This window comes from Lacihabitans sp. LS3-19, assembly GCF_024343575.1.
Lineage (GTDB): Bacteria > Bacteroidota > Bacteroidia > Cytophagales > Spirosomataceae > Leadbetterella.
The window spans coordinates 56,905-80,334 of sequence record NZ_RJUA01000001.1; the positions used below are offsets into that span (position 1 = coordinate 56,905).

The following is a 23,430-nucleotide window of genomic DNA, read 5'->3' on the forward strand; positions in this document are numbered from 1 at the left end:
CTTTAATTAAATACTATTCTGATTTTAGGTATTATTTTATCGCTTTTTGAAAAATATAATACATTTATGACAACTTGAGATTTACCTGTGTCAAAAATTCACAAAACATTAGTAATATATTACTAAAAAGTTGTCTAATTTTTTGATATTTTTGAGTTTACAAAAATCTAATGATGCTTAACAAGAACCACTTAAATAAAACCTCTATTTTACCTGAGAAAGTACTTCAATTTGGAACAGGCGTATTGCTTCGCGGATTAGTCGATTATTTTATCGACAAGGCCAATAAAAACGATGTATTCAACGGAAGTGTAGTAATGGTAAAAACTACAGGGCCAGATGTGTCAGAGTTTACCCAGCAAGATAATCTCTATACGATTTCAGTAAGAGGTATCGAAAACAATCAATTGATAGAAGAAGATATAATTATTGAATGCCTTAGCAGAGTGTTGAGCTCGAAGACTCACTGGGAAGAAATTCTAAAAACGGCTGAAAATCCTGAAATACAAATAGTAGTATCTAATACTACCGAAGCTGGCCTCCAATATACTGAAGAAAATGTGCTAGAGGGTTGCCCAGACTCTTATCCTGGAAAGCTCGTGGCATGGCTTCATAGAAGATATTTAACTGTTAAAACCGAAACGGTGGTTATACCAACAGAATTGATTGTTGACAATGGTAAAGTTTTAAAAGATATAGTATACCAACACATCTCTCATAACAAACTTGGAGAGGACTTCACAAAATGGCTAGATAAAAAAGTTAGATTTTGCAGTTCTTTAGTAGATAGAATAGTACCAGGAAAACCGAATCAAGAAGAAGCTCAAAAGCTTTTTGAAAAAATTGGTTATACCGACAATCTTATCATAAAGTCAGAAGTTTACCGACTTTGGGCCATTGAGGGTGAAAATCTTGAAGATATTTTGACATTTGCTGAAGTTGACAATGGCGTTAAAATAGCCAAAAACATAGAAAAATATAGAGAATTAAAGCTTCGCTTGTTAAATGCCCCACATTCACTTTTATCTGGAATGGCCTACTTGTCAGGTTTCAAGCTAGTAAAAGACGCTCTCAATGACGAAATGATGGAAAAATACATCACCATTTTGATGCTTACCGAATTAGGACCAGCTATTCCTTTAGATTTAGACCTTAAAACTATTCATAGATATGGAAGAGAGGTAATGGATAGATTCAGAAATCCATATCTAGAACACCAATGGATAAGTATTACCCTTCAGTACACTTTAAAAATGAAAGCTAGAGTTATTCCTTTGCTTTTAAATTATTACAAAGCTTTTGACACCGTGCCTCAGTATTTTGCTAGATGTTTTGCTGCTTATTTATTGTTTATGAAAGCTACAAAAGAAGTGGATGGGAAATATTTCGGAGAATATAATGGTGTAGAATATCCGATAAATTGTGATTCAGCAGGATATTTTAAATCTGTTTGGGATAATCATAATGCCCATGAAGTGGTTACGGTTGTTTTGAAAAACAAAGAACTTTGGGGAACAGACTTGAGTTTATTGCATGATTTTGAAAGTAATGTAGAAAGCCACTTATCCAATATGCAAATGCTTGGTGTAAAAGATGTTGTTTCTGCATTGAATGTATATGCATAAAACTCATTCTGTCTAAAAAGAAAAGCCTTCAAAATTCGATTTGAAGGCTTTTTTATTGTTAAAAAACGGAAAATTATAATTCTGCTCCGATTGCACCAATTTCATCTATTTCACTATCATCTGTTTGCAAACCGGCTATGTCTTCAAAGGCCGCGTAAAGAGAACAAATGCCTAATGGAACAGTAAATAACATTCCAATACCTAACAATATAAACCCGCTCATTGAAATAATCCCGACCACTATTAAAAACAAAAATATCATTAACCAATTCTTTGCTACAAGTTTGCGGCTGGTTTCCATAGCAGTCCACGCTTCTTTATTATGAAAAACAGCAATCATTGAAGCAAATACCCAACTTACGCCCAAAAATATAATAACCAATAGACCAATTCCTAAAATCGGAAGTGGTCCAGCCAATATCGCAGATATTATTTCTGAATTGTCTGCCCCTCTCAAAGAAAATATACTAACACCTACTGAAATAATGAACGGTAAAGCACATACAAGATATGCAACTGCAGTAATTAAAGCTATGACAATAAGTTTTCCAGCATGTTGAAACCCATTAAAAAAAGTGCCAAATGGCGGAATAGTTTTATTTTGTGAAATTTGATTAGACACTAAATAAAATCCAAATAATAGTAATGGAGAAAGAATTAAATTACCAAAAGGAATAAAATTAATAAAAAAAGAAATAACCATGAACACAGCCATGTAGCCTATATATGCTCCCATGTTGGCTTTTAATATTTCAAATCCTCGCGAGATATAATCTCCGATTTTAACTTCGTATCCATTGGCTAAATGATTTTCAAGCTTTTGTGACATTTTTTTAGGGTTTAAATTTTAATTATGAAATCCAAAGTTATTGTTTTCATTTTAATTACCAAACCTTTTCATTTTCAGGCAAATAAAAAAGCCTTTAGAATCTTATCTAAAGGCTCAAATATTAAAAACTTTAAATTTTATGCTACTAATTTTACCTCATAAAATGCCGAATGTTCAAACTTACTTTGGGCATAGTCTCTTGATACATTAAAACTTTTAATAGATTTATCTGAGGGTAATTCAAACATTGCATCTGTAAGAATAGCCTCACAAATAGATCTAAGTCCCCTAGCTCCAAGATTAAACACAATAGCTTGGTCTACAATATAATCCAAGGCATCATCTTCAAACTCTAGATGTATTCCCTCCATGTCAAACAATTTTTTGTATTGTTTGATTAGGGCATTTTGAGGTTGGGTTAATATTTTTCTAAGTGTTTCTTTGTCTAAAGGATTCAAGTAGGTCAACAATGGTAAACGACCTATTAATTCAGGTATCAATCCAAAAGATTTCAGATCTTGCTGTGTTACAAATTTCAGCAAACTTTCTTCGTCGTTTAGATCAAGTCCTTTGCTGTCTACTTTAAACCCAATTGGTGCTTTGTTTATACGCTTTGCTATATGTCTGGCTATACCGTCAAATGCTCCACCACAAATAAACAATATATTCTCAGTATTTACCTGTACCAATTGCTGGTCTGGGTGTTTCCTACCTCCTTGTGGTGGCACACCTACTATTGATCCTTCAAGTAATTTCAACAAACCTTGCTGTACACCCTCACCACTTACGTCTCTCGTTATAGACGGATTATCTGACTTTCTAGCTATTTTATCTATTTCATCTATGTAAACTATTCCTCTTTCGGCTAGCTCTGCATTATAATCTGCTGCCTGCAATAGTCTACTTAAAATACTTTCTACATCTTCTCCGACATATCCGGCTTCGGTCAAAACGGTAGCATCTGCAATAGCAAATGGTACTTGAAGCATGCGGGCGATTGTTCTAGCCAAATAGGTTTTACCTGTACCAGTTTCTCCTACCATGATGATATTTGACTTTTCGATATTTACATCTTCGTCACCCTTAGGTTGAGACAATCTTTTGTAGTGGTTATAAACAGCAACTGAAAGTACTTTTTTTGCTTCATCTTGACCTATAATAAATTTATCAAGATATTTTTTGAGCTCAATTGGTGGTTTGATATCAAATTTAGGTGTCTCTCCTTTTTTCTTCTTTTTGTTGGATTTTGGCCCAACTCCATAAAGCTCTTGTTGTATAAGCTCATAACCCTGCTCAATGCATAAATTACAGATGTGACCATCTGTCCCTGAAAGCAGAAGTTCTACTTCATTTTTTTTTCTACCACAAAAAGAGCAATTGGGTTCTTTGTTTGCTGCCATTAACTGAATTTTTTACAAAAATAAAGGTTTTTGACTGTGAAAACAATTCCTAAGAAAATAAGGAACCCAATTCTAATATTTTTATCAATTTTTTGATAAAATGAGACTATATTATATAAAAAAAGCTCTCCAATTCTGAAGAGCTTTTTCTTAAATATTAACTTATCTCAATTTCTATACAAAACTTCGTCTATCAAACCGTAAGCCTTTGCTTCTTCGGCTTTCATCCAATAATCTCTGTCTGAGTCTGCTTCAATTTCTTCGAATGTTTTACCCGAATGTTTAGCTAAAATATCATACAACTCTTTTCTAAGCTCGATGATTTGCTTCACTGTAATTTCCATATCACGTGATTGACCTTGAGCACCACCACTTGGTTGGTGAATCATCACACGTGCATGAGGCAAAGCCGTACGCTTTCCAGCTGCACCGCCAGCCAATAATACTGCCCCCATAGATGCAGCCAAAGAAGTACAAATAGTAGCCACTTCTGGACGCACATATTGCATAGTATCATACATACCCAAACCAGCATAAACCGAACCTCCTGGGCTATTTATGTACATTAATATATCTTTTTTGGCATCCACAGATTCCAAAAATAATAATTGAGCTACAACGATATTGGCAACTTGGTCGTCGACTCCTGTGCCTAAAAATATGATTCTGTCCATGATCAAACGAGAAAATACGTCTATAGCTGCGAAACGCATAGGTCTTTCTTCGATGATATTTGGAGTCATATTGGTCACATTGTGCTTCATGTAGTCATCAATCGTAAGACCATTCATGCCTGCGTGATGAACCGCATATTTTCTAAATTCTTCTCCTAAATGCATTTTAATTATTTGTTTATATTCAAAACTATGTAAATTTTCTAAAAGTTCAATTTCCTAAAACGTAAAAATCGGGTAAGAGCGAACCCTGAACCCGATTTTTTAAACAATAAACAATATCAGATATTATACTTTGTATTTCTCCGTAGCTATTTCGTTGAATTCCTCCACCATAACAGACTTCGTTTCTCTTTTAACTTTATCTTTCACAAAGTTCAACACTTTTCTACCGAATGCCTTCTCAAAATGTTTCTTTGTAGCTTCAGTGTTTTTTTCGTCCATTTGTTTTTTGGCCATGCTGTCTATAAACTCTTCCATGCCATCAAAACCTCCTTGCTGACCAAAATATCCTCTGATTTCGTTTTTGATTTCTTCCAAAACATCATCATACATTACTTTTATGTCGTTTTGTTTGGCTATTTCAGTTTTGATAAGGTCTAACCTCAATCCTCTCGCTATAGCGTCAAACTCTTTTTCTACATCTTCAGCGGTAGCTTTTCCAGCATTTATTTCAAGCAACCATTTTTTCAAAAACTCAGTCGGCAACTCGATTGATGTGCTATCTAACAATATTTTATCAATATCAAAATCTAACAAAAACTCAGATTCCCTTTTGTAATTTCCTTTAATAATCTCTTTTACTTGCGTCAAAAACTCCTCTTCAGAAGCCGCCTTATTTGGCCCTAAAACCTTATCATAAAACTCTTGGTTTAATTCTGAAGGAGAGATTCTCGTAATTTTATCAACTACAAAGTCGAAATCACCTGAAAGTGCCTCTGCCTCTTCATCAGATTTGCCAGTTGCAAAACCAAGTTCCTTTGTTGTTTCGAAAATCGACTGAATGTCAAACTTCAAAGAACTTCCTTTTTCTAATCCTACAAAAAGTTTTTGAGCATCTGCTTTTACTTTGTCTGTAGGAATTCCCGATTGAAAAGAAAACTCTGTAGACTCTTGTGAAAGGATACCAAACACTAAATCGCCCAATTCGGCTTCTTCTGGCTCAGTTTCTACTCCAAATCTTTTCTTCAAATCTTCGATAGATTCGTCAATTTGTTTTTGAGACGGCTCAATGTCATATTCTGTAATGGTAGGAAGCTCATCCACATTGATAGTGAACTCAGAAGCAAAACCGATTTCATAATCAAAGGTAAATTCTTTCTGAGCAGCCCAATCTATTTTATAAGAATCCTCTAATGGTGTTGGCTCTCCTACTACATTAAGGTTGTTTTCTTGAATTGATTTATTAACGGCATCACTAGCAATTTTGATAACTTCGTCTATCAAAATTCCTTTTCCGTAAATGTTTTTGATATATTGAATAGGCACATGACCAGGTCTGAAACCCTTTACGTGTGCTGTTTTCGCGTATTCTTTAAGTTTTTTATTTACTACTTCTTGGTAATCTGCCTCAGCAATTTCAACCTTCAAATTGGCATTTGTGGAAGAAACCTTGTCAAATTTTGTTTGCATTTATTTGAAATTTTGTTCTAAAACTATAAAATTTAAAAACCCTTCAAACAAGATATTAGTTTGAAGGGTTAGAAGTACGGGCGGAGGGAATCGAACCCCCACGCCTTGCGGCACTAGATCCTAAGTCTAGCACGTCTACCAGTTCCGCCACGCCCGCAAATGAATATGTCTCTCAATTATTCGGGGTGCAAAGTTAGATTTATTTTTTTATTATTCAAAAAATCACTCTGTATTTTTTAAAAAATATTATTCTTTAAATAACTTCTTAAATCTAAAGCTGTTTTTACTTTAAAAAATATCATAATTTATATACTTTAGCAGAAAGAATTATTGTTTTCCGATACGAGAAGATCTATGAGCTTGACCAAAGAAAATATTATACCTCAAGAACTCCCCAAAGAGTATTATACTGAATCGGAAAAAAAAGAGATTTCGAGGTGGTATAAAAAGATACTGCGAAATGCTAAAGAATATATAAAAGAAGGCGATACAAAAATAATTCGGAAAGCACTGAATATCTCCATGGAGGCTCATAAGGAGATGCGTAGAAAGTCTGGAGAGCCTTATATATACCATCCACTTGAAGTAGCTAATATTTGTGTTGAAGAAATTGGCCTTGGGCCAACCTCAATAATCTGTGCATTATTGCATGATGTTGTTGAAGATACTTCTATTACACTTACAGATATCAACAAGGATTTTGGACCTAAAGTCACTCAAATCATAGACGGACTTACCAAAATAGCCGAGAACTTTGAACAAACACAGTCTGCTCAAGCTGAGAATTTCAGAAAGATGCTTCTCACGCTTTCGCAAGATGTACGGGTAATCTTGATAAAACTTGCGGATAGATTGCACAATATGCGAACTTTGGGAAGCATGGCTCGCAACTCTCAGTTAAAAATTGCTCACGAAACCATTTATATTTATGCTCCACTTGCACACCGTTTAGGTCTTTATCAAATTAAATCTGAATTAGAGGACCTGTATTTGAAATATACCGAGCCAGAAGTTTATAAGGAAATTTCATCCAAACTAAATACTTCTAAAACTGCCCGTAAAAGATTGATAGACGGTTTTATGAGGCCAATTTCTAAACGTCTTAAAGATGCAGGACTGGATTTTTATATAAAAGGAAGACCAAAGCATATATATTCCATCTGGAAAAAACTCAATGCCCAAAATGTTTCTTTTGAAAACATTTATGATCTTTTTGCCATTAGGATAATCCTAAAAGGAATTCCACCACAAGAAAAAGAAAAGGAAAAAGCGGCATGTTGGCAGGCATATTCTATTGTAACAGATGAATATAGACCGAACCCAGACCGACTAAAAGATTGGATTTCTACACCAAGGGCCAATGGTTACGAATCGCTTCATACCACAGTAATGAGCAATTCCGGTGTCTGGGTAGAGGTACAAATTAGAACCGAAAGAATGGACGAAATAGCCGAAAAGGGCTATGCCGCTCACTGGAAATATAAAGGAGCTGATACCTCTTTGGACAAACCCCTTGATCAGTGGCTTAACCAAGTCCGAGATACCTTAGCTTCTGGTGATACCTCCGCCATAGAGTTTATGGAAGACTTCCGTGGCAATTTGTTCAGTGAGGAAGTTTTTGTTTTTACTCCAAAGGGAGATTTGAAAGTGCTGCGAAAAGGAGCTACGGTTTTAGACTTTGCTTTTGATATTCATACCGAAATAGGTCGAAAATGTACTGCAGGAAAAGTAAATAGCCATTTGGTTCCCATAAGTCATGTATTACAAAATGGCGATCAAGTAGAAATCCTTACAACTAAAAATCAAAAACCATCGGAAGACTGGTTGCGTTTTGTAGTAACATCCAAAGCTAAATCTCGCATAAAAGATGTTCTGAAAGAATCCAATAAGGGATATGTTACAGAAGGAAAAGAGATTATTAGTAAAAAGCTCAAACACTTAGGCATAGAAAACTCCTTGGAGACATTTAATCAACTTCGGGCATTTTTTAATAAAAAAGATTATAACGAACTCTTCTACTTTTTCGGAAAAGGCTACATACTGCCTGACGAAATCAAAAAGTTCAGAAACGAAAGAGAAGCACTTTTGAATCGTCAAAAGAAAATTGTTATTGACGAAAAAGCCTTCAAAGATGCCAAGAGTTTTGAAAAAGAAATAAAAAAAGTAAAAGGCAACGATACATTACTTATCGGTGACGACATGCAACAAATTGATTTTACTTTATCAAGATGCTGCAATCCTATTCCTGGCGACGACGTTTTTGGCTTTTTAACAATAAACGAGGGCATTAAAATTCACAGAAATCTGTGCCCAAATGCTCAACAACTTTTATCAAACTATGGCAATAGGGTAATAAAAGCTAGATGGGCAAGTCAAATTGAAAAGTCATATCTTGTTTCAATTGATTTAAATGGCATAGATAGGGTCGGTATTATTCAAGATATTTCGAAGGTAATCTCTGGCGAACTACATATTAATATGCGAGGGCTTTCAGTTGACACTTTTGATGGTATCTTTGAGGGAAAAATAAAAGTGTACGTGTTTGACACGAAACATTTAGACATATTGATGTCAAAACTTGAAGAAATTGATGGAATCAGTAATGTGTCTAGAGGCCAAGTAGAACTATAAACCAAAAAGTGTGAAATTTTTATTCTCCCTCCTATTTGCTATAATTATAATAAAAACTCAAGCTCAAGACTCAACTGTCAATGTTGATGTTTTAAGCTATAAAAGAAGGTTTCTTAATACTCAAATATTAAAAAACGAGGTTGTTTTATCAAAACAAAACATTCTCGATTTGTACACTACCGAAGGAGCTACCAAATCTTTAAAACTTTATAAAAAAGCAAAATATTTTTTACCTGTTGGTCCACCTTTAGTTTTAGGAGGAATATATTTGGGTTATGATGCCATTAAAGGAGAAAAAAGAGTAGCTGAAATTGACGGTGTTTCTTATACTTATTACATCAGGCCTATTAAACAATTATTGGGTGGCATAGCGGTCTTTGCGGTTGGCATATGTATGATAGAATATGCCAATGAGTTTAAAGGAACCTCCGTAAATCTTTACAATCAAAAAATAAAAGACAAAAATTCTTCGTCCAGTTTAGACTTAAAAGTGGGCTTTACAAAGTCGGGCAATATTGGTCTAATTGCTAACTTTTAACAAATTTGTTTTTTCTACCATTAAAACCCTTAATTTTGTGTTTTAGAAATTACTCAAAAGGCAAAAGGGCTCTTAATCGCTATGGTTTTAGAAAGTAATAAAAATTTTCAGGCTGCAAAACAGATTTTCACTGCTTATCTTGAAAATAAACAACTCCGAAAAACCCCTGAAAGATATGCTATTTTAGAAGAAATATATAACCGAGGTGACCACTTCGATGTGGAAGATTTGTATATTTCTATGAAAAACAAAAAATATCAAGTCAGTAGAGCTACGGTATACAATACCCTCGATTTATTGGTCGAATGTGATTTGGTTACCAAGCATCAATTCGGCAAAAACCTTGCTCAGTACGAAAAATCATACGGTTTCAAACAGCATGACCATTTGATATGCATGGATTGCAACAAAGTAAAAGAGTTTTGTGATCCTAGAATACAGAATATCCAAAATATGGTTGGGGATTACCTGGGTTTTGAGGTTATGCACCATTCCCTAATATTTTACGGGAACTGCAAAAACGCAGATTGTGAAAATAGAACAGAAAATAAAAATATAAAAGATTAATGGTTGACATTTTATTAGGACTTCAATGGGGCGATGAAGGAAAAGGCAAAATTGTAGATGTTTTGGCTCCAGATTATAAAGTAGTGGCGAGATTTCAAGGTGGTCCAAATGCCGGCCATACGCTAGAATTTGATGGTAAAAAACATGTTTTGCACCAAATTCCTTCTGGTATTTTTCGTGAAGACTGTGTAAACATTATCGGAAATGGCGTAGTGTTAGACCCAATTATTTTCAAAAAAGAAATAGATGGATTAGCTGCTTATAATATAGATTTTAAAAAGAATCTTTTTATTTCTAAAAAAACATCCATCATTATACCTACTCATAGGCTCTTAGATGCTGCTTATGAGCAAGCCAAAGGAAGTGCGAAGATTGGTTCTACTTTGAAAGGCATTGGGCCAACTTATTCGGATAAGGTTTCTAGACAAGGGCTACGATTGGGAGATATTTTGTCTGTAAATTTTAACAAAAAATATCAAAAACTAGTAAATAGCCATAAACAAATACTAGACTTTTATAAATTCGAATATTCTCTTGAAGAAGCTGAAAAAGAGTTTTTTGCTGCATTGGAATTTATAAAGACCTTCAATCTTGTTGATGGAGAATATCTTATCAACGAAAAATTGGCAAGTGAGGGAACCAAAGTATTAGCAGAAGGTGCTCAAGGCTCGCTGTTAGACATCGATTTTGGCTCTTATCCGTTTGTAACTAGTTCAAGTACTACAGCAGCTGGAGTTTGCTCCGGCTTGGGTGTGGCACCTTCAAAAATAAACGAAGTGTACGGCATTTTTAAAGCTTATTGTACAAGAGTTGGGTCTGGACCTTTTCCTACCGAACTAGAAGATGAAGTAGGCGAAAGAATGAGAAAAGAGGGCAGAGAGTTTGGAAGCACTACCGGAAGGCCTAGAAGATGCGGCTGGATGGATTTACCTGCTCTTAAGTATTCAATTATGCTCAATGGCGTAACGCAATTGGTAATGATGAAAGTGGACGTTTTGAATATTTTTGACGAAATTAAAATTTGTACACACTATAAAATGGCAGACGGAACGATTACCGAAGAGTTGCCATTTGATATTTGTGATGTAGACATTGAACCTGTTTACAAAACCTTTAAAGGATGGAATACTTCACTTGTAGGAATTACTGATTTTGAAAAAATGCCAGAAGCATTAAAAGAATACACAGCATATATAGAGAGAGAAGTTGGCGTACCAGTAACATTTGTTTCTACTGGGCCAGACAGAACAGCAACACTTACTAGAGCGTCAGGACTATGAATAAATACTTAGCAGGCTATTTGTTTGCAGGAGAAACCTTATTCAATATAGATACTAATAAAATAGAGAAAGGCACTATTGAACAAAAACCAATAGTGCCTTCTCAAAGTCCTATTGTTACTACACCAATTACCCCAGCTGCAAAAACTGAAATCATTCCACAAAAAAGCCTTGTAATTGTAGTAAATACGATATCTAAGAGCGAAAAAGAACTTTTAAGCAAAATCTTAGCTTCCGTAAAAAAAGACATAAACAATGCTCAAATAATTGAGTTATCAACATCTCCTACAGCAAATATTTCAAGTTTGAGTTCGGCAAAAGAGTTAATAAGTTTTGGCGTAGCTATGTCAAAACTTGGAAGTGATCTTTTGCTTTTTCCTTATCAGGTTCAAAAAAAATCTGAGACAAATTATTTGATAGTTGATGATTTGGCCACGATTCAGGCAAATCAAAAAGATGAAAAAAGATTACTTTGGGCAGCACTAAAGTCCATGTTTAATATCTAATCTCCTTCCCAAAAAAATTATTTAGTGGTAATTGCCAAATAAAAGTACATTAAAATTTATCCTTTAAATAATTATCAAAAGGATTGATTTGGCAAAATGATACCGATTGATAATTATTCATTTTTTTTCTCCGTCACTTATCCTAAAATTCGAGCCACTTATCGAATATGGTTATGAAATCATAAATTGAGGAACCAATATTGCATCTGTATTTAGAAAAATAGCTTTCCTAATAAACAAAAATATAAAGATGAAATTACTCTATTCAAAACCAATGATGATGAGCAATCCTATGAGATTGCCTTCAATAGGCGTATTGTCTACTGAAACTGAAATGCAAATGCGAGTGGCAGGGAAAAGAAACCTACTCGATTTGAATGACATTGTTTACTTAAAAAGTGCAAAAAACTACACTATTTTTAAACTTAAAAGTGGTAAAGAAGTCATAAGTTCAAAAACGCTAGGTATTTTCGAAGAAGAACTTAAAGGAGTTTCGAATTTTGTTCGCCCCCATAGATCCTACATAGTAAACTTTGATTATGTTAATGATTTACAGTTTAATTGTAGAGGAGGAGAATTGTTTATGGAAAAAGAAACTATCAATATCTCACGTAGAAAAGCGGCTGATTTCAGAAGAAAATACAGGCGTTTTCTAACGGCTTCTGGAAAAAACGTTAGTACTACGATAAGAATGAAGACTAAACTGAGAGTGTCTTAAAAGCACTTAGACGTTAATTTTTACTTTTTGGGTTACTAGTAATGAAGCGATGCTTTGCGTCGCTTCATTTTTTTGTGCGAAATTGATTGTTATTAATCCACAATAGCTTCATAGACTAAGTCATGAATTCTTTTCCTAGTTTTATTCTTAATTATTTTGGTGTTATCAGCACTTGGATAAACCCTATTTGCCAAGAAAACAAAAACTAAGTCATTTTCGGGGTCAACCCAAGCCACTGTACCGGTAAAGCCAGTATGCCCAAATGTTTTACTTGAGGCATATTCCGAAACGCTAGCATCGTTTTTTGTTGGTTTATTCCAACCCAACCCTCTATGGCTTATAGTTGATTGTGATGATGAAAAAAGCTCAATTGTTTTAGGAGAAAAAAATTGATGTCCATCATAGGTGCCATTATTTAGATTCATCTGAAACAAGGTACCTAGTTCCCAAGCCGTACTAAATAGGCCGGCATGACCTGACACTCCACCAAGTAAGGCCGCATTCGGATCATGAACTGTTCCTTTTAATAATGCACTTCTATAATCATTTACCATTTCGGTCGGAGCAATATTTGGATTATCTCCGAATTTAAGAATATTAAAGGCCGTATTATGTAAGCCCAATGGTTTATATATATTTGCTCCCACATACACATCTAAACTTTGATCGGTTATCTTTTCTACAATTCTTTGTAAAACAATCAAGCCTAGGTCTGAATAAAGGTATCTTTTAGTGCTAGAAGTGCTCAATGGGCTATCTTTTATCCATTGAAATAAGGAATCTTTAATGGTTGGATTAACACACAAATTTGGACAAACATCTAGCCAACTTTTGTCAGTATTTTCATTTTTGAAATAAAAAGGATTGAGCCCAGTATTGTTTGTTTTTGTTTTTTCATAAAAAGGCACAAAAGACTTTAAGCCTGCCTGATGCAAAAGCAAATCTCTGATAGTGATGTCTTTTTTATTTGAATTCAATAACTCAGGTAAATATATCGATGCTTTAGCTTCAATGTTTAACTTTTTCTGATCATAAAGCATCATAATGGCCTGAAGAGTGGCAGAAACTTTCGTTAAGGAGGCCAAATCATAAATAGTGTTGCCGTTTATTGGCTCATCATAACCATATCGTTGATTTCCGAAAGATTTATAATATACAACCTTTCCCTTTCTTGCAACATATATTTGACACCCTGGAAACTCTTGGTTCGCAATACTGTTTTGAACTAAATTACTTATTTTTTCTAATTTGGCTTGATCCATTCCTACCTCTGAAGGAATTCCAAACCCAATTCTATTTAAAGGCTTTGTCGAAATTCCAAAATTTACTTTCCCGTCAATCGATAGGGTGTTTACTGGAATCGTCCCTGAAGCACCATCAACGCCAAAAATAATATTAGCCATTGCAATATGAGCTGCTGACTCATCTTCAAAACCACAAATAACTGTTTCGAACTCATCAAATAATTTTAAACTATATGGATTTCCAAAAACACAGACAATTACTTTGGTTTTTTCCTGAAGAGTCCTAATCATTTCTAAAGTTTCTGGAACTACTCCAAAATCTTTTTTGTCTAAATTGTGCATTTCATGTACACTCACAATCACCAAATCACTCTTTGAGGCTTCATCTACCACCCATTTCCAATCGTTTGGACTAGAAGGTTTAAATGGCATGGTGTGATTCTCAATTTTAGAGTAATAGGATAAAGTTTCTTGAAAATCATTGCCTACTTTTCCAGCAATAGCAATAGACGCATACTTCAGTTTTGAAACAACGGGCAAAGGAATAAGTCCGTCGTCGTCTTTAACAATTGTTGTAGCTTCATTAAAGACTTTTTGTGTCAAATCCTTAGAGGGGTTATTGTTTAGGTCTGAAATCAAATTTCTAAGTTCAACTGATTTTACTTTGTTTAATCCAGCCCAATATTTCGACATAAGAATTTTTCTGACTTTATAGTCTAAGTCTGTAATAGATAAAGTACTGTCTAAAAACTTCTTATGAAGACTATTAAAAGCAATATCCAAGTTTCCTGTTTGTAACAAAAGATCGTTGCCCGCCTGAAAAGCTTTAACTTCTGCCTCTCCAATGGGATAATACTTCAATAGTCCTCTCATGTTCAGGGCGTCAGTCACTACTAAACCCTTAAAATTCAATTGCTTTTTTAGAAACCCATTTATTACTTTTTCAGATACACTCGCTGGAGTATTTTGAGAATCATCTAAACTAGGCACGTGTAAGTGTCCAATCATTACACTCGCCACACTGTCTTCTATCAATGCCCGAAATGGCATAGATTCTACCTCATTTATATGCTTCAGACTATGATTGAGGACTGGTAAAGCATAGTGGGAATCAGTGCCTGTATCTCCATGACCTGGAAAATGCTTGGCACTACCCATAACTTTGGCCTTTTTTAAGCCCCGTGAATATGCCAAAGCCAGGTTAGAAACATTTGATACAGATTCGCCAAAGGAGCGGAAATTAATAACTGGGTTTTTAGGATTAGAATTTATATCCGCGTCAGGAGCAAAATTTATATGCACACCAAGCCTTTTACATTGCTTTCCTATTTCATACCCGATTTTTTCAACCAAAATAGGGTCTGAAGTTGCCCCAAGTGTAATTGCTTTGGGAAAAGAATATGCATCGTCTAGCCTCATTCCCAATCCCCACTCGCCATCAATACCTATCATAAGTGGATATTTAGAAACCTCTTGGTATCTATTAGTTAATTCGGCTTGTTTTAATGGATTTCCTTGAAAAAAAATTATTCCACCAATGTGGTATTTTTCTATTTGCCCTTCTAATTTTCTATAATCTACCTCATTTCTATTTGAATATGCCGCAACCATAAACAATTGGCCGATTTTCTCTTCTAAAGACATAGAAGCAAGAAGACTATCAACCCAAATAGTTTGTTTTTGATTAAAACTTAATGGTTTTTCAGTTTTATTTTTTTTAAATACCTCTTCAACAGAAATTGGGTTATTTGCTGAAACAAATAATCCTAAAACTGAACTTAAAGACACCCAAAATAATAGTATGGATACAGAGACCTTCATCAATATTTTTATTTTACAAAATACAAAAAAGCACTTTTTTACCCTTAAATAAAAACAATTAACGGCATAATTCGATTAAAATTAGTAATCAAGGACTTTTTAATGCCTTCAAAAACTCTTTTTAATTAAGCCAAAGGATTTCTATCTTTTGTGTTTAAATAATCGTAAATTTGCGGCTTCGTTTTCGTCAAAAGACAAAAAGCGTTTAATAAAATCAAAAAATATGCTGACTGTTTCTAATCTTTCGCTTCAATTTGGGAAGCGTGTATTGTTTGAAGATGTAAATTTAAAGTTTGTTCCAGGCAATGTTTATGGCCTTATTGGAGCTAATGGTGCTGGAAAAACTACTTTCGTTAAAATATTATCAGGAGAATTGGATCGCACCTCAGGAAGCATCTCTATGGATCCAGGTGAGAGAATGTCTGTTTTAAATCAAAATCAAAATGCTTTTGATGAGTTTACTGTTCTTGATACGGTATTAAGAGGGAATGAAAAACTCTATGAAATAATGTTGGAAAAGGATGCCATCTATCTAAAACCTGACTTTTCAGAAGAAGATGGTAATCGTGCTGCGGAACTAGAGGGTGAGTTTGCAGAAATGAATGGTTGGGAGGCCGAATCAGATGCTGGTTCTCTTTTATCAGGACTTGGTGTTTCTGAAGACCTTCACTTCATGTTGATGAAAGACATAAACCCTGCCGATAAAGTGAAGGTTTTATTAGCTCAAGCATTGTTTGGAGATCCAGACGTATTGCTTCTAGATGAGCCAACCAACAACTTAGACATTGAATCAATTTTGTGGTTAGAAAACTTCTTAATGAACTTTAAGAATACCGTAATCGTGGTTTCTCACGATAGGCACTTCCTTGACAATGTTTGTACTTATGTGGCTGACCTTGATTTCAAGAAAATTTCGCTTTATGGTGGAAATTACTCCTTCTGGTACGAATCAAGCCAATTAGCTGCTCGCCAAAAGGCTGACCAGAACAAGAAAGCGGAGGAGAAAAAGAAAGAACTGGAAGACTTTATTCGTCGTTTCTCTGCCAACGTAGCCAAATCAAAACAAGCCACTGCTCGTCAGAAAATGATTGAGAAGTTGGATATTACTGCTATACAGCCTTCTTCGAGACGTTATCCATTTATTGGGTTTAAACCTGAGAGAGAAGTGGGCGACCAAGTTTTACAAGTGAACAATCTAAGCTATAAAAACGAAGACGGCGTTTATCTTTTCAAAGACGTGAGTTTTTGGGTTGGAAGAAATGATAAAATTGCATTTTTGAGCAAAGATGGCCAAGCAGTTACCGCATTTTTTGATGTAATTAGTGGCAAAAAACAAGCTTCTTCGGGTGATTTTAAATGGGGTGTAACTATCACAAGTGATTATTTGCCTAACGATAACTCTGATTTCTTCAAAGACGATAGTTTGATTTTAGTAGATTGGCTTAGACAGTATTCTACTGACAAAGACGAGTCTTTTGTTCGTGGTTTTTTAGGCAGAATGTTGTTTTCGGGAGAAGAAGCACTGAAAAAATGTACAGTACTTTCTGGGGGAGAAAAGCAACGCTGTATGTTCTCTAAAATGATGCTTTCAAACTCGAATGTTTTGATTTTTGACGAACCAACTAACCACTTAGACCTAGAATCTATACAAGCACTAAACAAGGGAATGGAGGATTTTGAAAGTAATATCCTTTTTGCTTGTCATGACCATCAGCTTACCAACTCTGTGGCCAATAGAATCATCGAAATCGGACCTAAGGGTTGTTTGGATAAATTAATGACTTTTGATGAGTACTTGACAGACGAGAAAATTAAAGGGCAGAGAAAGGAGATTTATTGAGAAGAATAATTTTGAATATTGAAAAGCAGAAGACTTCAGGTTTTCTGCTTTTTTTTCTTAGTTTGACTAATTTCTCAAATTCCAAAATTCAAATAAGAAAGTTCGCCAATTTTACCTATAATAGTTTCGGCTTGCTCATGGCTTTCAAAGTTTTCTACAAAAACACTGAGAACTAAAATATTTTTTGAAAAAATGATGCCTGCATCCCCGCGGATATAATCTAAGGTACCTGTTTTATGGGCAATAGGGATGTTTAGAGGTATGTTTCTAGGAATGGTGGTTCGGTCTTCGCAACCTAACAATATCTCCAAGGCTTGTTTGCCAGATTTGTCAGAAAGGACTTGTTTATTGAGCAGTTTTAGCAAAATACTGTTCATGTCTTCGGCAGAAGTTGTGTTTTGTATGCCAGCCATTACAGCTTTGAAGTCCATCATTTTTCGCCTCAAATTTGTGTTTTTGAGTTTCCATTCATCTATCTCTTGCTGGATGGTTTCCATACCTAGCTTTTCTATTAAAATGTTGGTGGCTGTATTATCGCTAACAGCAATCATTTTTTGAGCAATGAACAGGTAAGAATATTTTGTAAATGGAATTTCAAATTGCAAGTCTCCAGAGCCCGCCACAATATCTTTTGGCAGCAAAATGTATTTTGTTTTTAGTTTTAAATATTTTTGGTCTTTTGCACTAAAAAAAGATATTAAAATCGGGATTTTTATAACACTTGCACTCGGTACCACTCTCTGGCTATTTCTTTCATACAAAACCTCACCCGATTGATTCTGGAGTTTCATAGAAACCTGAATTTCGGGGTCTAGTTCCTTAAAATATTCATCCAATGTCATGTTTTTTGGAATGTTTTGACCGAACAAACAAAATGGTAAAAGTAGTAAGAAGAGTTTCATATTATTGAATGCGAATATGATATTCTTGAATCAATGCGGGTTTTTCGGGAGATAGTGTAAAGCTAATTTTAATGTTAGCATTTTCACATTCCAAAATAAACGAACCTCTAAGATTGTTTTCAGGCATCATTTCACCCACTTTCTTTATTTTTCCAGCTTTTTGATAAATTTCTTCGGATTCTTTTCTCAGGCTTTTAAGAAAATAATCTAAAAAGAAATTCTCGGCAAATATGCCTGAAGCTTCGGCTTTTTCCCAAGTTGGCAACAAAGCCACCAATTGGCTTTGGCGTTCTTTCAAAATTGGTGTAACTTTTAATGGAATCGGTTTTAAATCCGCTAAGGCAATCAATGTGTCCAAAATTTGGGTATTCAAGGCATTAGCTGGTGCATACGTTCGGTTGGCGAATGATACAAAACCGATACCGTATTGAGGTAAAATTTTCCAATTGCTACCAAAGCCAGGCAAGCCTCCACTATGGCCAATGTTGACATGATGGTCGCAATCCTGGACATATCGAAGCCCATAACCGTAGGCAAGTACAAAAGGGCATGGATTCCCCAAGGCATTTTTGTTTTCAACATTAAAAGCACCTAAATTCCACGGCTGGTGCATTTCCCTTAATGAACTTCTTTTCAACACTTTAGATTCAGGCAAGTTTGATGGCGTGGCCGAAAGATGAAATGTCATATATTTAGCATAGTCTTCTATAGTGGTGAGCATGCCTCCCATAGCTCCGTAGGCACCATCGCCTAGCATTGGTTGCTCTACCCAGCGGTCTTCAACCCATCTATAGCCCAAGGAAAGTTGATCTTTGGGCACTTTGATATAGTCCCAATAGGTATTGTTCATACCCAAAGGCTTCAAAATGTTTTTTATCGTAAAGTTTTGATAGGTCTCACCAGATACTTTTTTGATGATATATCCCAACATTGCAAAACCCATGTTGCTGTATTCGTAAGTTACGCCTGGCGTGTTGGAAAACGAAATGCCTTTTTTAAACATCTTGAGCATTGTTTCGTCTGAAATTGCTAACTGGCGATCGCCCCAAGGATTGTCTTCTGGAAAACCCGCTGCATGAGTAAGCAAGTGCCTGATAGTGATTTCTGGTGAATCATCAGAGAATTTTTGTCCTTTTATTTCAGGAATATACTTAGAAACAGGCTCATCTAATTTGAGTTTTCCAGCATCACGAAGCTGTAAAATGGCCATCGCCGTAATGCTTTTTGACATAGAGGCTATTCTATAAACCGATTGCTCATTGGCTTGAATGTTTTTTTCAATATTTGAAAGTCCCATAGCATTGAAATGCATCACTTTACCATCTATCACCAGGCCATATACTAAACTTGGAAGATGGTTTTTCTCTGCATTTTCTTTGCAAATTTGATCAATAACTGGCAATGCCGCTTTAATTCTAGCCAGTTGATCAGGGTCAGTTTGGGCAGAAAGATTTTGAATAGAACAAAATAATGCAATACCCAAGATATGGCTCAGCTTCTTCATAGTTTGAGAGAGGTGTTTTTTTGAAACTTAAATATAGCAAAAAAACATTAGAACCCACTCCAATTGGCTTTTGTGAAAAATTGCTGAGAGGAACACCAGAAATTTTTATCTTTCTAAAAGCTGAAATTTAATCAATGGTTATTTCAAATCTTCACCAAACCGCCAGTTTTCACAGATTTATAAATAGCCTCTACTACTTTAATATCTCTTAAACCTTCTTCGCCTGGAACTTGCATGGGCTTGTTTTGAAGAATTGAAAGAGCGTCTTCATCTAATTGTTTGGGTTGTTGGCTTGCCAAAGGGAAATTTATTTGCGTACCGTCTGACATACTGCCTTTGTTGTTTCCATAACCACTTTGGGGTTCCATTTTAAGCCATCCTTTTTCGTAGTTTACTTGCAAATGGTTCATGTTTATACCAAAACTCGACTGGCAAGCAGCCCTTGCACCCGATGGAAACTCCAATTGAAACATCATCGTTTCTTCAACTTCATGATATATTTCAGGACGAGTAGTAGACGCTTGAGCGATTACGCTAATGGGCTCTTCCCCAGCAGCCATACGGGCTCCTTGCAATGCATACACACCCATATCGCCCATTACGCCTCCGCCCATGGCTTTGCTTTGTTTCCAATGTGTGGTGCGGCCATCAAAGTATCCAGCGGCAGAATTTATCATCATTGGCTTTCCAAAAGGTCTATCTTTGGCCACTTTCATCACTTGCTGTAAATTAGGATCGTGCTGACAACGATAACCTATGGCAAGTTTTACTTTGTTTTTGTTGCAAGCATCTATCATTGCCTGACAATCTCCCACAGATGGTGCCATTGGTTTTTCACAAAAAATATGCTTGCCAGTATTTGCTCCTCTAATAGTAAACTCTTTATGCATAGAAGGAGGTAAAATCACATAAATAACATCTATATCTGGATTGTTGGCAATTTGTTCATAGCTATTATAATCATAAATGTTTTTATCTTCCAAGCCATATTTGTTTTTCCAAATCTCCACTTTAGAAGGTGTGCCCGTTACTATTCCTTTTAATTCGCAATGTTCTGTTTTTAACAATGCCGGAGCTATCAAATCAGTACTATAATATCCCAAACCTACCAAGGCAATTCCAAGCTTTGATTTCTTAGTTTGAGTAGCTTTTAATAATACATGAGGTGAAAAAACGGCTGAAGCGGCTATTAAACCCGTGCTTTTAATAAAATCTCTTCTGTTTTTCATTTTAAGGTTATTTTGGTTGAAAAAATAATTTAGAAACAAAAAAGGCATATTCAAAGATTTTATTTGTTTGAATACCTAAAATTTCTAATTTGCCAAAAATACACAATATTGTTATGAATGAAATACCAAGTGCAGGGAAAATTCTTATTGCAGAGCCTTTTTTGGGAGATCCAAATTTTGAGAGAAGTGTGGTTATCATTTGTGAACATTCTGATCAAGGTTCATTTGGTCTAGTGTTAAACAACGTTTCCAAAAATTCTATTGCGGATGTTGTAAATGATATTTTTGTAGATTTCCCTCTCTATATAGGTGGACCTGTAGAACAGAATACGCTACATTTTATACATCGTTTAGGGAGTTTGGTTGAAGATTCTGTTGACCTGGGGAATGGTATTTTTTGGTCTGGAGACTTTGAGTCTGTTAAAAGCTTAATCAATATTGGTACGATCAAATCAGAAGATATTCGGTTCTTTCTAGGTTATTCTGGCTGGGGTGCAGGACAAATGAATAGCGAATTGTCTCAGAACACTTGGATTCTATCTGATATAGATGCCGAAGTCGTATTTGAAAACAATGCAAAGGAGTTTTGGCGATTGGTTTTGAAAAGAATGGGTGGAGACTATAAAATCCTGGCAAATTATCCAGTTGACCCGAGGCTAAATTGATTTAAGATCACTTAAGATTAAAAAAAGATTATTAATTTTCAAGTAAATCTTTTTTTGATTAAATATCAATGTAGTTTAATTAAGCAGAGATCCTAGTTCCCCTACCTATTGAGATGGGTATAGGGTGAGGTTCAAGAGCAAAATGATTCTAATCTAAACGAGATTGTATTTTATATTGTTGGCGTCCGATTAAATAAAAAAAATCACTTTAAAATTAAACCCTTTCAGGGTTTTTTACTCAAAAGGGGTCATTTTTGTTTTAATAATGACACCCCTTCTGGGTTGTTGATTATCACTTGTTTGTGAATTGAAAATTCAATTTTTAATATTTATTCGGATACTATTAATTTTATATTTAAAATTCTTAATTATCATTAGCAATCAATTTTTTACCAAAACATGAAAAAACTTGTACTTCTATTTTTACCAGCATTTTGCAATATATCATGGGCACAAAATGATATTCTAAAAAACATAAATGAAAATCAGGCAAAATATGCCCAAATGTCAGAGCAGATATGGCAATGGGCCGAACCAGGCTATATGGAAGAAAAAACTTCTGCATTGCTAATAAAAGAATTAGAAACGAATGGTTTTACCATACAAAAAGGTGTTGGAGAAATGACTACTGCCTTTGTTGCAACATTTGGCTCTGGATATCCTACAATCGGAATATTAGCGGAAATGGATGCCTTACCGGGACTTTCACAAGAGGCCATTCCCCAAAGAAAACCAAAAACTCTTAATGGCTACGGGCACGGCTGCGGACACAATCTGTTTGGTGTTGGTTCTGTTGCAGCGGCAATTTCTACCAAACAATGGATGGAAAAAAACAAAATAAAAGGAACGATAAAGCTTATAGGTACTCCCGCCGAAGAAGGTGCAGGCGGTGGTAAAACATATCTGGTAAAAGAAAGGGTATTTAAAAATATTGATGCAGTACTTCATTGGCATCCGGGTGACAACAACAACGCTAGCCCTAATTCGTCTTTGGCCTACAGAGTTACTAATTTTACCTTTGAAGGATTGGCCGCTCATGCTTCCGCAAGTCCAGAAAAGGGCCGTTCTGCTTTAGATGCTGTTGAAGCTATGAATTACATGGTAAATATGATGAGAGAACACGTAACACCAGAAACAAGGATTCACTATGTAATCAAAAATGGTGGCTTAACTTCTAATATCGTACCCGACTATGCAATGGTAGAATATACGGTAAGAAACCCTAGTGCTCAAGGTATGGAAGAAGTATGGAAACGTGTAATGAAAGCAGCAGAAGCAGCAGCTCATGGAACAGAAACCATAATGAGTTTTGAGATTATGGCAGGTTTGTATAATCTTTTACCAAACGAAACCCTTGCCAAAACAATGCAAAAAAACCTTGAACTTATAGGTGGTATTAAATACGACGCCGCTGAAATAAAATTTGCAGAAGATATCCGAAAAACGGTAGCAGCCAGCAATTTGGCTCCAATAGACAATGCCAATAAAGTTAAACCTTATTTTGTGGGTTCACCAGGCACAGCCTCTACAGATGTGGGTGACGTTAGCTATGTTGTGGCAACGGCTGGACTTTCTACTGCTACATGGGTACCCGGTGTGCCCGCTCATAGTTGGCAGGCAGTAGCTTGTGACGGAATGAGTATTGGCCAAAAAGGTATGATAAATGCAGCCAAAACTATAGCTCTTACTGCAAAAGACTTGTTTTCTGACACTTCAACTATTGAAAAAGCTAAAGTAGAACTTTATGAAAAAAGAGGTGGAAAAGAATTTGAGTATAAATCATTGGCTGGAGATAGAAAACCTCCGCTTGATTATAGAAAGTAAA

General features: G+C 35.3%; 18 protein-coding genes and 1 tRNA gene. 10 read left to right on the forward strand and 9 right to left on the reverse strand.

Features of this window, described 5'->3' with window-relative positions; genetic code table 11:
- Positions 1–170 precede the first annotated feature (170 nt).
- Positions 171–1,625, forward strand: a complete 1,455-nt coding sequence (locus EGI22_RS00255) for a tagaturonate reductase (RefSeq protein WP_255065520.1) — start codon at positions 171–173, stop codon at positions 1,623–1,625.
- Between the two features lie 73 nt (positions 1,626–1,698).
- Here EGI22_RS00255 and EGI22_RS00260 read toward each other — a convergent pair whose 3' ends face one another.
- The 5 genes from EGI22_RS00260 to EGI22_RS00280 form a co-directional block, all read right to left on the reverse strand.
- Positions 1,699–2,454 (reverse strand): YfhO family protein, encoded by a 756-nt coding sequence (locus tag EGI22_RS00260; protein ID WP_255065521.1) that lies wholly within the window; start codon positions 2,452–2,454, stop codon positions 1,699–1,701.
- 137 nt (positions 2,455–2,591) lie between these two features.
- On the reverse strand, positions 2,592–3,854 hold the full coding sequence (gene clpX / locus EGI22_RS00265; RefSeq protein ID WP_255065522.1) for an ATP-dependent Clp protease ATP-binding subunit ClpX: 1,263 nt from the start codon (positions 3,852–3,854) through the stop codon (positions 2,592–2,594).
- Positions 3,855–4,021: 167 nt separating this feature from the next.
- The gene (locus EGI22_RS00270; protein WP_255065523.1) at positions 4,022–4,693 is read right to left on the reverse strand and encodes a ClpP family protease; all 672 of its coding nucleotides are present in this window, start codon (positions 4,691–4,693) and stop codon (positions 4,022–4,024) included.
- 123 nt (positions 4,694–4,816) lie between these two features.
- Complete coding sequence (locus tag EGI22_RS00275) at positions 4,817–6,160, reverse strand: trigger factor (protein WP_255065525.1); 1,344 nt, start codon at positions 6,158–6,160, stop codon at positions 4,817–4,819.
- A gap of 75 nt (positions 6,161–6,235) precedes the next feature.
- Positions 6,236–6,317 (reverse strand) — tRNA-Leu (locus EGI22_RS00280).
- A gap of 197 nt (positions 6,318–6,514) precedes the next feature.
- Here EGI22_RS00280 and EGI22_RS00285 point away from each other — a divergent pair.
- The 6 genes from EGI22_RS00285 to EGI22_RS00310 all read left to right on the forward strand — a co-directional run bounded on the left by EGI22_RS00285 (position 6,515) and on the right by EGI22_RS00310 (position 12,400).
- A complete protein-coding gene (locus EGI22_RS00285; RefSeq protein ID WP_255065527.1) occupies positions 6,515–8,791 on the forward strand; it encodes a bifunctional (p)ppGpp synthetase/guanosine-3',5'-bis(diphosphate) 3'-pyrophosphohydrolase in 2,277 nt (758 codons plus the stop codon).
- Between the two features lie 10 nt (positions 8,792–8,801).
- Positions 8,802–9,329 (forward strand): hypothetical protein, encoded by a 528-nt coding sequence (locus EGI22_RS00290; RefSeq protein WP_255065528.1) that lies wholly within the window; start codon positions 8,802–8,804, stop codon positions 9,327–9,329.
- 81 nt (positions 9,330–9,410) lie between these two features.
- Positions 9,411–9,896: a Fur family transcriptional regulator gene (locus EGI22_RS00295; RefSeq protein WP_255065529.1), complete on the forward strand. Its 486-nt coding sequence runs from the start codon at positions 9,411–9,413 to the stop codon at positions 9,894–9,896.
- Entirely contained in the window at positions 9,896–11,176 is a 1,281-nt protein-coding gene (locus EGI22_RS00300; RefSeq protein ID WP_255065531.1) for an adenylosuccinate synthase, read from the forward strand. The genes EGI22_RS00295 and EGI22_RS00300 overlap by 1 nt, the downstream gene beginning before the upstream one ends.
- Positions 11,173–11,682, forward strand: a complete 510-nt coding sequence (locus EGI22_RS00305) for a hypothetical protein (RefSeq protein WP_255065532.1) — start codon at positions 11,173–11,175, stop codon at positions 11,680–11,682. Before EGI22_RS00300 ends, EGI22_RS00305 begins: the two co-directional genes overlap by 4 nt.
- A gap of 250 nt (positions 11,683–11,932) precedes the next feature.
- Positions 11,933–12,400, forward strand: a complete 468-nt coding sequence (locus tag EGI22_RS00310) for a LytTR family DNA-binding domain-containing protein (RefSeq protein ID WP_255065539.1) — start codon at positions 11,933–11,935, stop codon at positions 12,398–12,400.
- Between the two features lie 92 nt (positions 12,401–12,492).
- Here EGI22_RS00310 and EGI22_RS00315 read toward each other — a convergent pair whose 3' ends face one another.
- Positions 12,493–15,465 carry a glycoside hydrolase family 3 N-terminal domain-containing protein gene (locus tag EGI22_RS00315; RefSeq protein WP_255065540.1) on the reverse strand — a complete coding sequence of 991 codons (2,973 nt, stop codon included), beginning with the start codon at positions 15,463–15,465 and terminating at the stop codon, positions 12,493–12,495.
- 223 nt (positions 15,466–15,688) lie between these two features.
- Between EGI22_RS00315 and EGI22_RS00320 the strand changes: the two genes are divergently transcribed.
- A complete protein-coding gene (locus EGI22_RS00320; protein ID WP_255065544.1) occupies positions 15,689–17,305 on the forward strand; it encodes an ABC-F family ATP-binding cassette domain-containing protein in 1,617 nt (538 codons plus the stop codon).
- 74 nt (positions 17,306–17,379) lie between these two features.
- On the opposite strand, the gene EGI22_RS00325 is transcribed toward EGI22_RS00320, so the two are convergent.
- From EGI22_RS00325 to EGI22_RS00335, 3 genes are all read right to left on the reverse strand, one after another.
- A complete protein-coding gene (locus EGI22_RS00325; protein WP_255065547.1) occupies positions 17,380–18,207 on the reverse strand; it encodes a serine hydrolase in 828 nt (275 codons plus the stop codon).
- Between the two features lies 1 nt (position 18,208).
- Positions 18,209–19,711: a serine hydrolase gene (locus EGI22_RS00330; RefSeq protein ID WP_255065548.1), complete on the reverse strand. Its 1,503-nt coding sequence runs from the start codon at positions 19,709–19,711 to the stop codon at positions 18,209–18,211.
- A 143-nt stretch (positions 19,712–19,854) separates the two neighbouring features.
- Positions 19,855–20,940 carry a Gfo/Idh/MocA family protein gene (locus EGI22_RS00335; protein ID WP_255065551.1) on the reverse strand — a complete coding sequence of 362 codons (1,086 nt, stop codon included), beginning with the start codon at positions 20,938–20,940 and terminating at the stop codon, positions 19,855–19,857.
- Between the two features lie 113 nt (positions 20,941–21,053).
- Between EGI22_RS00335 and EGI22_RS00340 the strand changes: the two genes are divergently transcribed.
- Positions 21,054–21,605 (forward strand): YqgE/AlgH family protein, encoded by a 552-nt coding sequence (locus EGI22_RS00340; protein ID WP_255065552.1) that lies wholly within the window; start codon positions 21,054–21,056, stop codon positions 21,603–21,605.
- A 399-nt stretch (positions 21,606–22,004) separates the two neighbouring features.
- The gene (locus tag EGI22_RS00345; protein ID WP_255065553.1) at positions 22,005–23,429 is read left to right on the forward strand and encodes an amidohydrolase; all 1,425 of its coding nucleotides are present in this window, start codon (positions 22,005–22,007) and stop codon (positions 23,427–23,429) included.
- Position 23,430 lies beyond the last annotated feature (1 nt).